The 12,955-nt window shown below is 72.5% G+C and carries 16 protein-coding genes; 13 read left to right on the top strand and 3 right to left on the bottom strand.

Annotated features, from left to right (window positions below; genetic code table 11):
* The 11 genes from KVF89_RS27865 (at position 1) to KVF89_RS27815 (ending at position 9,296) form a co-directional block, all read left to right on the top strand.
* Positions 1-1,047 (top strand): OmpA/MotB family protein, encoded by a 1,047-nt coding sequence (locus KVF89_RS27865; RefSeq protein WP_257430397.1) that lies wholly within the window; start codon positions 1-3, stop codon positions 1,045-1,047.
* Complete coding sequence (locus KVF89_RS27860) at positions 1,044-1,478, top strand: flagellar basal body-associated FliL family protein (RefSeq protein WP_257430396.1); 435 nt, start codon at positions 1,044-1,046, stop codon at positions 1,476-1,478. The genes KVF89_RS27865 and KVF89_RS27860 overlap by 4 nt, the downstream gene beginning before the upstream one ends.
* A gap of 120 nt (positions 1,479-1,598) precedes the next feature.
* Positions 1,599-2,516: a flagellar motor switch protein FliM gene (locus tag KVF89_RS27855; protein ID WP_257430395.1), complete on the top strand. Its 918-nt coding sequence runs from the start codon at positions 1,599-1,601 to the stop codon at positions 2,514-2,516.
* A gap of 5 nt (positions 2,517-2,521) precedes the next feature.
* Positions 2,522-3,331: a flagellar motor switch protein FliN gene (gene fliN, locus KVF89_RS27850; protein WP_257430394.1), complete on the top strand. Its 810-nt coding sequence runs from the start codon at positions 2,522-2,524 to the stop codon at positions 3,329-3,331.
* 5 nt (positions 3,332-3,336) lie between these two features.
* The gene (locus KVF89_RS27845; protein WP_257430393.1) at positions 3,337-3,816 is read left to right on the top strand and encodes a FliO/MopB family protein; all 480 of its coding nucleotides are present in this window, start codon (positions 3,337-3,339) and stop codon (positions 3,814-3,816) included.
* Positions 3,813-4,583, top strand: a complete 771-nt coding sequence (gene fliP, locus KVF89_RS27840; protein ID WP_257430392.1) for a flagellar type III secretion system pore protein FliP — start codon at positions 3,813-3,815, stop codon at positions 4,581-4,583. Before KVF89_RS27845 ends, fliP begins: the two co-directional genes overlap by 4 nt.
* A gap of 7 nt (positions 4,584-4,590) precedes the next feature.
* Positions 4,591-4,860, top strand: coding sequence for a flagellar biosynthesis protein FliQ (fliQ, locus tag KVF89_RS27835; protein ID WP_257430391.1), 270 nt, complete (start codon positions 4,591-4,593; stop codon positions 4,858-4,860).
* Between the two features lie 9 nt (positions 4,861-4,869).
* On the top strand, positions 4,870-5,637 hold the full coding sequence (locus KVF89_RS27830; RefSeq protein WP_257430390.1) for a flagellar biosynthetic protein FliR: 768 nt from the start codon (positions 4,870-4,872) through the stop codon (positions 5,635-5,637).
* 6 nt (positions 5,638-5,643) lie between these two features.
* Complete coding sequence (locus KVF89_RS27825) at positions 5,644-6,780, top strand: EscU/YscU/HrcU family type III secretion system export apparatus switch protein (protein WP_257430389.1); 1,137 nt, start codon at positions 5,644-5,646, stop codon at positions 6,778-6,780.
* Between the two features lie 141 nt (positions 6,781-6,921).
* Positions 6,922-8,991 carry a flagellar biosynthesis protein FlhA gene (gene flhA, locus KVF89_RS27820; protein ID WP_257430388.1) on the top strand — a complete coding sequence of 690 codons (2,070 nt, stop codon included), beginning with the start codon at positions 6,922-6,924 and terminating at the stop codon, positions 8,989-8,991.
* Positions 8,992-8,993: 2 nt separating this feature from the next.
* Positions 8,994-9,296, top strand: coding sequence for a hypothetical protein (locus tag KVF89_RS27815; RefSeq protein ID WP_257430387.1), 303 nt, complete (start codon positions 8,994-8,996; stop codon positions 9,294-9,296).
* Here KVF89_RS27815 and KVF89_RS27810 read toward each other — a convergent pair.
* From KVF89_RS27810 to KVF89_RS27800, 3 genes are all read right to left on the bottom strand, one after another.
* Complete coding sequence (locus tag KVF89_RS27810; RefSeq protein ID WP_257430386.1) at positions 9,277-10,419, bottom strand: sensor histidine kinase; 1,143 nt, start codon at positions 10,417-10,419, stop codon at positions 9,277-9,279. The genes KVF89_RS27815 and KVF89_RS27810 overlap by 20 nt on opposite strands.
* Before the next feature lie 126 nt (positions 10,420-10,545).
* On the bottom strand, positions 10,546-10,986 hold the full coding sequence (locus tag KVF89_RS27805) for a PaaI family thioesterase (RefSeq protein ID WP_257430385.1): 441 nt from the start codon (positions 10,984-10,986) through the stop codon (positions 10,546-10,548).
* Positions 10,987-11,049: 63 nt separating this feature from the next.
* Positions 11,050-11,862, bottom strand: a complete 813-nt coding sequence (locus KVF89_RS27800; RefSeq protein ID WP_257430384.1) for an alpha/beta fold hydrolase — start codon at positions 11,860-11,862, stop codon at positions 11,050-11,052.
* Between the two features lie 162 nt (positions 11,863-12,024).
* Between KVF89_RS27800 and KVF89_RS27795 the strand changes: the two genes are divergently transcribed.
* Positions 12,025-12,381: a TA system antitoxin ParD family protein gene (locus tag KVF89_RS27795; protein ID WP_257430383.1), complete on the top strand. Its 357-nt coding sequence runs from the start codon at positions 12,025-12,027 to the stop codon at positions 12,379-12,381.
* Positions 12,381-12,950: an ATPase gene (locus KVF89_RS27790; RefSeq protein WP_257430382.1), complete on the top strand. Its 570-nt coding sequence runs from the start codon at positions 12,381-12,383 to the stop codon at positions 12,948-12,950. Before KVF89_RS27795 ends, KVF89_RS27790 begins: the two co-directional genes overlap by 1 nt.
* Positions 12,951-12,955 lie beyond the last annotated feature (5 nt).

The following is a 12,955-nucleotide window of genomic DNA, read 5'->3' as shown; positions in this document are numbered from 1 at the left end:
ATGGCGCAGCCCCGGCGCAGGCGGCGTGAGACGGAGGAGGAGCACGAGAACCACGAGCGGTGGCTGGTCTCCTATGCGGACATGATCACCGTGCTGATGGCCCTGTTCATCGTCATGTTCGCGATGAGCCAGGTCGACGAGCAGAAGTACCAGCAGCTCAAGGACGGCCTCGCCGACGGCTTCGGCCGCGAGAGGTCGATCCTCAGCGGAGCCAGCCCGGTCAGCAACGCCAAGGGAACGAGCGACCCCGGCGAGGCGTCGTACGCGATGCTCCTCGCGCAGGTCCCGGAGGCGCAGCGGGAGACGGTGGCGAAGATCCTCGACGAGTCCGAACGGCTGCGCAAGGACCGGGCCTACGGCGATGCCCGGACCGAGGCCGACCGGCTGTTGAAGGTCTGGCGGCAGATCGACGAGGCGCTGCGTGGCCAGGGCCTGCGCGACGACGTCCGGGCGACGATCGACGACCGCGGCCTCGTGGTCAGCCTGGTCTCCCAGCATGTGGTCTTCGAGCCCGACATCGCCGAGCTGACCGACCGCGGCCGCCGGGTCGTCGACACCATCGCCCCGGTGCTCGCCGCGCTGCCCGAGCCGATCGAGCTCGACGGCCACACCAACCAGGAGCCCGTGAAGCCGCGGTACTACCCGTCGGACTGGGAGCTCTCGGTGGCCCGCGCGGTGAACGTGCTGCACCGGCTCGAGAACGACCACGGGGTCCCGGCCCGACGCCTGCGCGCCACCGGGTTCGGCCACACCAAGCCGCTCGTCGATCCTGCCGTGCGCGGCTCGCAGCGGGTCAACAAGCGCGTCGACATCCTGGTCCTGAGCCAGCAGCCGGCCGAGACCCGGGCCCTGCTGGGAGAGGCGTACGCCGAGCTGCGCCGCGAGGCGGGGCTGGGCGACCTGCCGACCCTCCCGGACGCTCCCGGCGATCCCGCCGTTCCCGGTGACCCCGCCGCACCTCGGGACCCCGCCGGCGACGGCACCGGCAGTGGCGCCGACGCCGGCGCCTCCGTACCCACCCGCTCGCGAGGAGAGGACCGACCGTGACCACGAGCATCGCCGCACCCGCCACCGCACCGACCGAGGAGGCCAAGGGCGGCCGGGGCCGGACGATCGGGATCGCCCTCCTCGTCCTCGGCCTGGTCGCCGGTGGCGCCTGGTTCTTCCTGCTCAAGCCCTCGGGCGACAGCGAGCCCAAGCCGGGCAAGGTCGCCCCGCTCGAGGCGATCCAGGTCAACCTGGCCGGCGGGCACTACCTACGGCTGGGCATGGCGCTCCAGCTCACGGAGTCGGCCCACGAGGTCGACGGCAGTCGCGCCCTGGACGCCGCGATCACGGTGTTCTCGGGGCTCCCGGTGGAGGAGGTCAACAAGCCCGACGTCCGGGAGGCCCTGCGTCAGCAGCTCGTGGACCGGCTGCAGGAGCGCTACCACGGCGACGTGATGGAGGTGTACTTCACCGAGTACGTCACGCAGTAGGACCCCCGGGACCGGGACCCCACCCGGGACCCTGCGTGGCCCGAAGTGACCACGGGACCCTGACCGCCCGGCGCCCTGACGACCCCTCAGGTCCACGAGCGCCGCGACGATGGACTCGTCGTGACCCTCCAGCGGCCGCGCCGTCGCCCACGCACGGCCGAACCCACGCCGTACGACTTCCGCCGACCGATCCAGCTCTCGCGTGAGCACCAGCGCACCCTCCAGCTGGGCTTCGACAGCTTCGCGCGCCAGGCGACGACGGTCTTCACCAGCTCGCTGCGCACCGTGTGCACGGTCGCGCTCGCGGGCATCGAGCAGCGCACCTACGCCGAGTACGTCGACAGCCTCGGCCCGTCGACGTACATGACCCTGTTCAGCGCCGATCCGATCCCCGGCACCGGCGTGCTGGAGATCCCGCTCTTCGCCACCATGTCCTGCCTGGACCACATGCTCGGGGGGCCCGGCTCCGACGAGCAGCCCGACCGGCCGCTGACCGAGATCGAGGACGGCGTGATCCGCGGCCTGGTCGAGCGGCTGCTCGGCGAGATGCGCTACGCCCTCGACGGGATCGTCACGCTGGAGCCGAACGTCACCGGCATCGAGTACAGCCCCCAGTTCGCGCAGGTCGCCAGCGCCGCCGACGTGATGGTGGTGGTCGCCCTCGAGCTCAAGATCGGCGAGCGCGCGCACCGGATGTCGGTGTGCCTGCCGTTCAGCGGTCTGCTCCCCCACCTCGCCAACGCCGCCGGCAACGGCGCGGTCTCCGACCGCGAGCGGGCGCAGCGCGCGCACTCCGCGGGCCTGCTGCACGACCAGTTCCAGCGGGTGCCGGTCGCGGTCTCGGTCCGGTTCCGGCCGCTCCCGGTCGACCCGGGCACGCTGGCCGACCTGCGTCCCGGCTCGGTCCTGCGGCTCACCCACCCGTCGTCCGCGCCGCTGGACGTCACCGTCGCCGGAAACACCTTCGCCCACGCCACCCCCGGAGCCCGCGGCCAGCGCCTGGCCGCCCTCATCGTCACCACGCCCCAGGAGTCCTGATCCCCATGACCGACGTGCTCGATCCCACCCTGCTCGCCGAGGCCGTCGCCGTCGAGGCGGCCGCGGCCCTGCCGGCGATCACCCCCCTGACGCCGGGACCGGCGCAGCCCGGCTCGCCCCACGTCACCGCCGCGTTCGCCGGCGGCGCGATCGCCGAGCTCGACGGCGGGGTGCCCGGCGCGGTCGTCGTCCTCATCGGCACCGAGCTGGTCGAGGCCCTCGCCGGCAGCCCGATCGGCGCGCTCGACGTGGCCGCCGCGGTCCAGCCGGCCCTCGACGCCGCGGCCCGGCGGCTCGGCGCGCACGCCCGCGGCGCCCGCACGCTCGACCTCGACGCCGAGGGGTACGACGTCACCGCCGACCTGGGCGGACCGTTCAGCACCGTCCCGCTCATCGGCGCCGGCATCGCGGCCGCCGTGCTCGTCCCCGAGACCACCCTGGCCGGTGCCCGCGAGCCGATCGCCGAGGACGCCGACCCCCGTACGACGGCCGCGTCGGCCGCGTCGGCCGACCTCGGCGAGGACTCCGCGCCCTTCGTGCCCGCCTTCGGCGCGCCCGTCGCGCCGCCACGCGGCCTCGAGCTGCTCCAGGGCGTCGACATGGAGGTGACCGTCGAGCTCGGCCGGACCCGGATGACGGTGCGCGACCTGCTCGCCCTCACCCCCGGTGCCGTGCTGGAGCTGGACCGCGCCGCCGGCAGCCCCGCCGACCTGCTCGTCAACGGCCGGCTCGTCGCCCGTGGCGAGGTCGTCGTCATCGACGAGGACTTCGGCCTGCGGGTCACCGAGATCCTCGACGCGAACGCCGCGGTCTGACGGCGATGCTGGACAGCGCCGGCGGCGTGGGCCTGGGCGAGCTGGCCGTCCGCCTGGTCGGTTCGCTGGCGCTCGTGGTCGGCCTGATGCTGCTCATCGCCCGCACGGTCAACCGCCGGTTCAAGGCTCCCACCGGCGCGACCATCCAGGTGGTGCAGCGCCAGGCGCTCGGCCGGGGGCAGGGGGTGGCCGTCGTCTCCGTCGGCACCCGGATCCTCGTGCTGGGCACGACCGAGCAGCAGGTGACCCTGCTCGCCGAGGTGGAGCCGGACGAGATCGGCCTGGACCTGACCGCGCCGCAGCCCGGCGCCGAGACCGGGGACGAGACCGGGGACGAGACCGGGGACGAGACCGGGGAGGACACCGCGGCCGGGCCGCGGCCCGCGCGCGTCGTACCCGCCTCCGGTCCGCTGTCCGGCTCCGTGCTCTCCGCGCAGACCTGGAAGGACGCCATGGCCGCCGTCACGGGGAAGCGGGCGTCGTGACGCCCCTCTCCCTGGCGGCGTCGCGGATCGCGCTCGTCGTGTCCGACGTCATGGCCGAGCCCGTCGGACCCGACGGCCCGAACGGCCCCGGCAAGGGCGGCACCGTCCAGATCGACCTGTCGGGGATGACCGACAAGCCCAGCCACAGCCTGCTGGTCTTCCTGGCGCTGACCCTGCTCAGCCTGCTCCCGGCGATCGTGTTGACCTGCACCAGCTTCACCAAGATCCTCGTCGTGCTCGGCCTGACCCGCAACGCGCTCGGCCTGCAGCAGACCCCGAACAACCAGGTGCTGGCCGGCCTCGCCCTCTTCCTGAGCCTGTTCATCATGGCGCCGGTGCTCTCGCAGATGAACGACGACGGCGTGCAGCCCTACCTCGACGGCGACAAGACGACGGCGATCGCCTTCGAGGACGGCCTGGAGCCGCTGCGGGAGTTCATGCTCGACAACACCGACGACGGCGAGCTGCAGCTGCTCACCAGCGTCGCCGACCGCAAGCTCCCCGAGAACCGCGAGGACGTGTCGACGGCGACCCTGATCCCGGCGTTCGTGCTCTCCGAGCTGAAGGACGCCTTCATCATCGGGTTCATCATCTTCATCCCGTTCCTCGTCATCGACATCGTCGTGAGCGGCGCGCTGATGAGTCTCGGCATGATGATGATGCCGCCGGTCATGGTGTCGCTGCCCTTCAAGCTGCTGTTGTTCGTGATGGTCGACGGGTGGGCGCTGATCATCAGATCGCTCGTCGCGTCGTACGGGAGCGGGTGACGACCACGTGACCGACACCGCGATCATCGAGATCGCCCTCAAGACCATGCTGGTGGCGCTCAAGCTGTCGGCGCCGATCCTCGCGACCTCGCTGGTCATCGGCTTCGCCATCTCGCTGTTCCAGTCGATGACGCAGATCCAGGAGTTCACGCTCTCGTTCGTGCCCAAGCTCGTCGGCGTCGGCGTCGCGCTGCTGGTCTGCGGCAACTGGATGCTGCACACCCTGATGGCCTTCACCCGCGAGCTGTTCGACCTGCTCCCCGGCCTGCTCGTCTAGGCCCGGCGAATGACGATCTCGGTCGACGGTGCCGCGCTCAGTGCGCTGCTGCTCGCCTCGGTGCGGGTGGTGGCCTGGCTGGTCGTCGTCCCCCCGTTCGCGACGCGGGGCATCCCCACCATGGCCAAGGTGATCCTCGCGGTCGGCCTGTCGCTGGCGATGGCGCCGACGCTCGCGACCCAGGACCTGCCCGGTACGACGCCGGGGCTGGTGCTCGCGACCGTCTCCCAGGCGCTGATCGGGCTCGGCATGGGCTACGTGACGATGCTGCTGTTCTCGGCGATCGGTGCGGCCGGGTCGCTGGTCGACGTGTTCGGCGGGTTCGCGCTCGCCGCGGCGTGGGACCCGCTCTCGATGAACTCCAACACCGTCTTCGGCCGCTTCCACCAGCTGCTCGCGACGGCACTGCTCGTCGTGTCCGGCGGGCACCTCATCGTCGTCGGCGGCCTGCTCAGCACGTTCCACTACCTGCCGCTGGCGGGCATGCCCGACATCTCCAGCTGGGACGGCGTGCTGCTGACGGCGTTCTCGATGTTCTTCACCGTCGCCGTGCAGATGGCGCTGCCGATGATCGCGGTGCTCTTCGTCGCCGACCTCGCCCTGGCGCTGCTGACCAAGGTGGCGCCGCAGCTCAACGCGCTCAGCGTGATGTTCCCCGCGAAGGTCGGCCTGACCCTGCTGCTGCTCGGCCTCTCCTTCCCGATGCTGCCCGGCGCGCTGGACCGGCTCGTCGACTACGCCAACCAGGCGATGGCGACCATGGCCGGAGCGGGGTGAGGTCCCGTGGCCGCCAGTAGCGAGGAGAAGACCGAGAAGCCCACTCCCAAGCGGAAGAAGGAGGGCCGCAAGGACGGCCAGGTCCCGCGCACGCCCGAGCTCGGCGGGTGGCTCGGCCTGCTCGTGGTGGGCCTCGCCATGGGACCGCTGCTCGACCACGAGCTGGACGCGCTGCGCACGATGATGGCCACGTCGCTGCGCTCGGCCGAGCAGCCGTCGGTGCCGCTGGCGCTGACCCTGCTCGGCGACGCGGGTCGCCACGTGCTCGTCAGTCTGGTCGTGCTCGGCTCGATGGTGCTGGTGATCGGCGTCGTCGCCGCACTGGCCCAGGGCGGGTTCTACCTCTCGCCCAAGCTGGCGAAGCCGGACCCCAAGAAGCTCAACCCGATCCAGGGCGCCAAGCGCGTGCTCGGACCGCACGCCTTCTGGGAGGGCGCGAAGGTCATGGTCAAGAGTGCCGTGGTCGCCTTCCTCGCCTGGGGGGCGGTGAAGGCGATGATGCCGCTCGTCGGTGGGCTGCTCCCGATCCAGGTCGTCCTCCACCAGGCCACGGCCGAGGTCTCGCGCCTCCTGCTCACCGTCGCCATCGCCGGTCTCGTGATGGCCGCGGCCGACTACGCGATGATGCGGCGCCGGATCGGCAAGCAGCTGCGGATGAGCCACAGCGAGATCAAGCGGGAGCACAAGCAGGCCGAGGGGGATCCGCTGCTCAAGGGCGCCATCCGGGCCCGGCAGCTGGCCGCCGCCCGCAACCGGATGATCGCCGACGTCGCCACGGCCGACGTGCTGCTGGTGAACCCGACGCACGTCGCCGTCGCGCTGCGCTACGACCCCGAGCGGGGCGCACCCCGCGTCGTCGCCCGCGGCGCCGGCGCCATCGCCGCCCGGATCCGCGAGGTCGCCGGCGCCGAGCGGGTGCCGCTGGTCCAGGACGTGCCGCTGGCCCGCGCCCTGTACCGGCACTGCCAGGTCGGCCAGGAGATCCCGCGCGAGCTGTGGGCCGCCGTCGCGCAGGTGCTGGCCTTCGTGCTCAGCCGCCGCAACGCCGGCCAGCACGGCGGCGAGCACCGCACCCCGCGTCGTACCGACGAGCTGCCGGAGGTCCTCGCCCTGTCCCGGCGCCGTCGGGTGGCGGGCGCATGAATCGCCGCTCCAGAGGTGTCCCTGCAGCCGCCCAACCCCTCATCCCCGCCCCCGCGTGGCCGATGGAGCCAGCGACGCCAGGACGGCGCCACCCGCAGTGCCACGGACGGCGCGCTCTCCTCGAGAGGCTGTAGCCGCCGCATGTCCGTGAAGTCGCTGACCCGGCTCGGTGTCCCCCTGGGCATCGTGCTGATCGTCGTCATGCTCGTCGTGCCGTTGCCCGCGGTGCTGCTCGACCTGATGATCGCGCTCAACATCACCGGTGCCCTGCTCGTGCTGATGGTCGCGATGTTCATCCACAAGCCGCTGGAGTTCGCGGCCTTCCCGTCGGTCATCCTGGTCATGACGCTGTTCCGGCTGGCCCTCAACGTGAGCGCGACCCGGCTGGTGCTGCTGGACGGGTACGCCGGCAAGGTGATCGACACCTTCGGCCACTTCGTCGTCGGCGGCTCGCTGATCGTCGGGCTGATCGTGTTCGCGATCCTGCTCGTCATCCAGTTCGTGGTCATCACCAACGGCGCCGGTCGCGTGGCCGAGGTGGGTGCGCGGTTCACGCTCGACGCGATGCCGGGCAAGCAGATGGCGATCGACGCCGACCTCAACTCCGGGCTCATCGACGAGGAGGAGGCGCGCCGGCGGCGGGCCGAGGTGCACGCCGAGGCCGACTTCCACGGTGCGATGGACGGCGCCTCGAAGTTCGTCAAGGGCGACGCGATCGCGGCGATCGTGATCACGCTCGTCAACCTCCTCGGCGGCTTCGCGATCGGCGTGGCCCAGTACGGCATGCCGTTCGGCGAGGCGATCCAGACCTACTCGCTGCTCTCCATCGGCGACGGCCTGGTCTCCCAGATCCCCGCGCTCCTCCTGTCGGTCGCGACCGGCCTCATCGTCACCCGCTCGGTCGCCGACTCCGACATGGGCTCCGACATCGTGGGCCAGATCTTCCAGCGCAAGATGCCACTGCGGGTGGCCGGCTTCGGCGCGCTGGCGCTGTGCGTGATCCCCGGCCTGCCGAAGCTCCCGTTCCTCATCGCCGGCGGGCTGATGCTGCTCGGCGCGAGCCGGGTCGACGAGTCCGCCGGCGGCCGGACGGCGGGCGCCGACGCCGACCCGGCCGCCGGCGAGCCGACCCACGCCCCGGACACCCCCGAGGCGCTGGTGGCGGAGATCCGGGTCGACCCCCTCGGCCTGGAGCTCTCGGCGGACCTGATCGACCTCGTCGACAGCCGCTCCGGCGGCGACCTGCTCGACCGGGTCAAGGCGCTGCGCCGCAAGGTCGCCGGCGAGCTCGGCATCGTGATCCCGCCGGTGCGCACCCGCGACAACCTCGAGCTGCCCGCGAACACCTACGCCATCACGCTGTACGGCGCCGAGGTGGCCCGCGGCGAGGCGCCGCGGGGCACGGTGCTGGCGATCGGTGACCTCCTCGGCTCGCTGCCGGGCACCCCGACCCGCGAGCCGGTGTTCGGGCTGGACGCCAAGTGGATCCCCGCCGAGCTGCGGCACCAGGCCGAGATCGGCGGCGCGACCGTCGTCGACCGCGCGTCGGTCGTCACCACCCATCTCGCGGAGATCGTGCACCGGCACGCGAGCCGGCTGCTCGGCCGCGAGGACGTCCGGCTGCTCACCGACGTGGTCAAGCGCACCCACCCGGTCGTCATCGAGGAGCTCACCCCGAGCCAGCTCCCGCTCGGCGAGGTGCAGCGGGTGCTCCGGGCCCTGCTGGAGGAGCGGATCCCGATCCGCGACCTGGTCCGGATCTTCGAGGCACTCTCCGTCCGCGCGTCGGTCAGCAAGGACCTCGACGGCCTCGTCGAGGCGGCCCGCTCCGCACTCGAGCCGGCCCTCGCCGCGCCCTACGTCGTGGACGGGGTGCTGCACGCGATCAGTTTCGACCCACTGCTGGAGCAGCAGATGCTCGAAGGGCTGCGGCCGACCGAGCAGGGCACGGTCGTCGTCCTCGACCCCGACGCCGCGCAGCGGGTGCTGCTCGGCCTCACCCAGGCGGCGCAGGCGGCTGAGAACACCGATGTGCGGCCGGTCCTGGTCTGCGCGCCCGCGCTCCGGGCCGCCGTACGACGGCTCGTCGCGCCCACCGTGGAGCGCCTTCCCGTCCTCTCGTACGCCGAGCTCGGCGCGGCCCGCGAGATCCGGTCGGTGGCCGTGGTGTCGGCGACCGGTGCCCGGCCCGCACTCGGAGCAGGAGTCTGATCATGATGTTCGACCTCAGGGTGTTCCTGCTCGCCGCCCTCGTCGCCGCCCCCGTCGCGGTCCTCACGGCCCAGGGCGAGCTGACGTTCGACGAGGCGCTGACCAGGCTGCTCGTCGTGATGGTGGGCGCCACCGCGGCCGCGCTGGCGGTCCGGACGCTCTGGCCGCTGCTGGCCGGCCCCGTGCCGGACACCCTCACCGCTGCTCCCCCGAAGGTCTCCCCGGAGGCACCGGCGGGCGGGCCGCAGGACACGGCGGCGTCTGCGCCGCTCGAGGCCGAGGAGGTCAGCCGACCGCTGGAATGACCCACTCCAGCGTCGTGCCCGCACCGGGCGCCGAGGTCACGAGCAGGTGCCCGCCGAGCTCCTCGGCACGGCCGCGCAGGTTGGCCGTGCCCCGGCCGGTCGAAGGCTCGGCCGGGTCGAACCCGGCGCCGTCGTCGACGACCCGCAGCCGGAACCAGGCCGACGACGCGGTCAGCTCGACGCACACCGAGCCCGCCCCGGCGTGCCGGGCGACATTGGAGAGCGCCTCGCGCAGGGTGCCCAGGACGTGGCCGCCGGCCTCAGGGGCGAGCGCCCGGTCGACCGGCCCCTGGAGCCGCAGCAGCGGCTGGAAGCCCAGCACCCCGGCGTACTCCCCCAGCAGGGACCGGACGTCCTCCACCAGCGACCGGCCCGCGCCCGTGCCGAGCTCGAAGATGACCGACCGGAGCTCGTCGATCGCGCCGTCCAGCTCGGCGACGGTGCCGTCGACCCGGGTCCGCAGCTCGGCCACGTCGAGGTCACGCGCGCCCTGCAGCTGCATGCCGGTCGCGAAGAGCCGCTGGATGACCAGGTCGTGCAGGTCGCGCGCGATCCGTTGGCGGTCGCGCGCGACGAGAAGGCGGGCCTGCTCGCGCAGCGCCTCCTGCCGGTCCAGGATCAGGCCCACCTGAGAGGCTGCCACGGCCGCCAGGTCGAGCATGATGCCTCGCAGGACCGGCCTGTCCTCCACCCGATCGACCACGAGGACACCGGGATCGGCCAGCCGCGTGGGAACGGGAACGACGAGTGTCGTCGGGTCGCCGGCGCTGCCGACCTCCTGGGACGTGCGCGTGCGCACGACCTCGCCGACGACCTCGGAGAGCGACTCGACGAGTCGGGGCGCCGCCTCGGTGTCGCCGAGAACCTGGCCCAGCTCCAGAATGCCGTCCGTGAGCCGGACGTGGGCGACCAGCCGGGCGTCACCCACCTCGCGCAGCGCCCGGCCGAGCTCGCCGATGGCATCCTCGGCCCGCCCCGTCCCGGAGAGATCGGCGTCGGTGAGCCGCCGCGACGCCTCGAGGATGCGGCCGAGCACGGCGTGGAGGTCCACGTCGGCGCCGATCGCAAGGACCGCGTCGAGCAGTGTGCGGGCGTCCCCCGGCAACTCCAGGCCCGGATCCATCGAGCGTCGATTCCTCCCAGCAATCGCGGATCTCCCACGCTATCCCTTTAGCCTTGCCCGCGGCCACGCGCGTACGACGCCCATCGGCACCGGGCCCGGGATCCTGAGCGGTACCCGCCCGAAGGCTCAGAACCGGCGCATCTGGTAGAGACCGCGGGTCCGGGCGACCACCGTGCCGTCGGCGTCGGTCACCTCGGCGACGAGCTCGAAGTCGGACTTGCCGTGCTCGGTCGTCTCGGCCAGGACCCGGTTGATGACGTCGTCGTCGAGCGTCGCCCGGGCGACCACGTCGGTCGTGGCGGGGCGGAGGAAGTCGATGGTGAGCGACTTGACCAGCGGCACGGCCCCCTCGAGGACCAGCGACGTGCTCGCGTAGAGACCGCCGAGGACCTCGGCCACCGTGAACAGGGACCCGGCGTACGCCGTACCGAAGTGGTTGACGTTGGGGCCGGCCGGCAGCCGGGCGGCCACCGTGTTGCGGCCGGCCTCGACCACCTCGACGCCCATGGCGTCCAGGACCGGGATCATCGAGCGGACGTGGGCGGTGAGCTCGGCAGGCGTCGTCACGGGCGCCACGCTAGCGGCCCTGCCGGCGCCCGGCCGGAGGCCTGGCGGTACGGCGCCGGAGGATCAGGCGACGTCGTACGTCGTCTGGCCGAGCCGCGGGTGCGCGGAGCCCGTCAGCAGGACGTCGGCCACGAGGTCGACGTCGTCGATCATCGGCACGTGGCCGCACTTCGGCAGCGTGACGTGCTCGGCGTGCGGCAGCGCCCGACGGGCCCGGCCGGCCTGGTAGGGCAGCAGCACGAGGTCGCGGGTGCCCCAGGCCACCGTGACCGGGACGGCGGGGTCGATCCGCCGGTCGAACGGGAAGCCGCCGTCGATGATCGTCTCCAGCGCGGGCCGCGCGTGGACGAGGCCTCGGAGGTCGCCGAGCGCGGCCTCCGGGCTGAGCCGGTGGCCCTTGGTCATCAGCAGGCCGAAGGCGGCGGCCCGGCCGGGCCGCGTGCCGAGGATCGCGGGCGCGACCGGCTGGGCGATCGTGGCCGCGCCGGTCAGCAGGGTGAAGACCGCGCGGATGTAGGCGAACTCGACGCGGTTGCGCCAGAAGCCGGCCGGCGCGAGGGTCGTCGCGCTGCTCACGAGGTGGTCGGCGGCAGCCTCGAGCGCGATCCGGCCGCCGAGGGAGTTGCCGGCGATGTGCGGCCGGTCGAGCCCCTGCTCGACGAAGAAGTCCTCGAGGATGTCGCGCAGGATGTCGCGCACCGGCCGGCCGTCGGGCACCAGTGCCGGGGACTCGCCGTGGCCGGGCAGGTCGATCAGGATGACCTCGCGCTCCCGGGCCAGCCGATCGACGACGGGGTACCACGCCTGCCGGCGGTGCCCGATCCCGTGGACGAGGACGAGGGGCTCTCCCGAGCCGATCCGTTCGTGGGCGAGCATGGCGGCCTCGCTTCCCCGCACCGGCGCTGGTGCGACAGATAGGTGCAACTTTGAGTTGCAGATACCGAGGGTAGGAGAACTGCTAGCTGATGGCAAGCACCGGTTCGCACTCTGGCTCTCAGGCGGCAAGGCCGAGCTGTAGCACGGTGCTACCTTTGAGGCATGCGGACGAGCCCTCCCACCCGGTTGCCCAGTGATGTGTACGAGTCCGCGGCCGAGGAGGCCCGCCGGTCGAGCCGCACCACGCCGCAGCAGATCGCTCACTGGGCGCGGATCGGCCGCGAGTTGGAACGCTCGCCGCAGGTCAACCACCGAGCGATCGAGCAGGTGCTCGCCGGGGATGGCTCCTATGACCTGCTGGGCGAACGCGAGCAGGCCGTCGTCCGCGGCGCCTGGTCGGCGCGTGTGAGCGCACTGCGTGCGGGCTTGAACTACGAGTCGGAGTTCGTCGCCTCGGGAGAGTCGTACTCGGAGGCCGACGAGGCCGGGAACCTCATCGTCCACCCTGGCCGGGACTGATGCCGGTCCTCCACCTCCTCGCCGGACCCAACGGCGCCGGAAAGTCGACCTACGTCCGAGACGTGCTCACCCCGGCCACAGCACTGCCGTTCATCAACGCAGACGTGATCGCAGCCGAGCGCTGGCCCTCCTCACCGGCCGAACACGCCTACGCTGCCGCGCAGATCGCCGAGACGGAACGGCGAGCACGGATGACGGCAGGGGAGTCCTTCATCACCGAGACCGTGTTCTCCCACCCCAGCAAGGTCGCCCTGGCGGCCGATGCCTCAGCACTGGGCTACCTCGTCCAGCTCCACGTCATCATCGTGCCCGTCGACCTCACCGTCCAGCGCGTCGCGGAGCGCGTCCGTCGAGGCGGGCACACCGTGCCAGAGGCCAAGATCCGCGAGCGCTACGACCGATTGTGGGACCACGTCGCCGCAGCCATCACGATCGCCGACCAGTCCGAAGTGCTCGACAACAGCAGCCCACGCGCACCCTTCCGCTCCTGCGCCACCTACGCCCGAGGCATCCCGGTCAGCGCCGCCACGTGGCCGCCATGGACACCCGAAGCCCTCAGCAAGAGGTGAGACGG

The sequence above is a fragment of the Nocardioides carbamazepini genome, from assembly GCF_024614185.1.
GTDB classification, from domain to species: domain Bacteria; phylum Actinomycetota; class Actinomycetes; order Propionibacteriales; family Nocardioidaceae; genus Nocardioides; species Nocardioides carbamazepini.
This window is presented reverse-complemented; position numbering and strand designations above follow the sequence as displayed.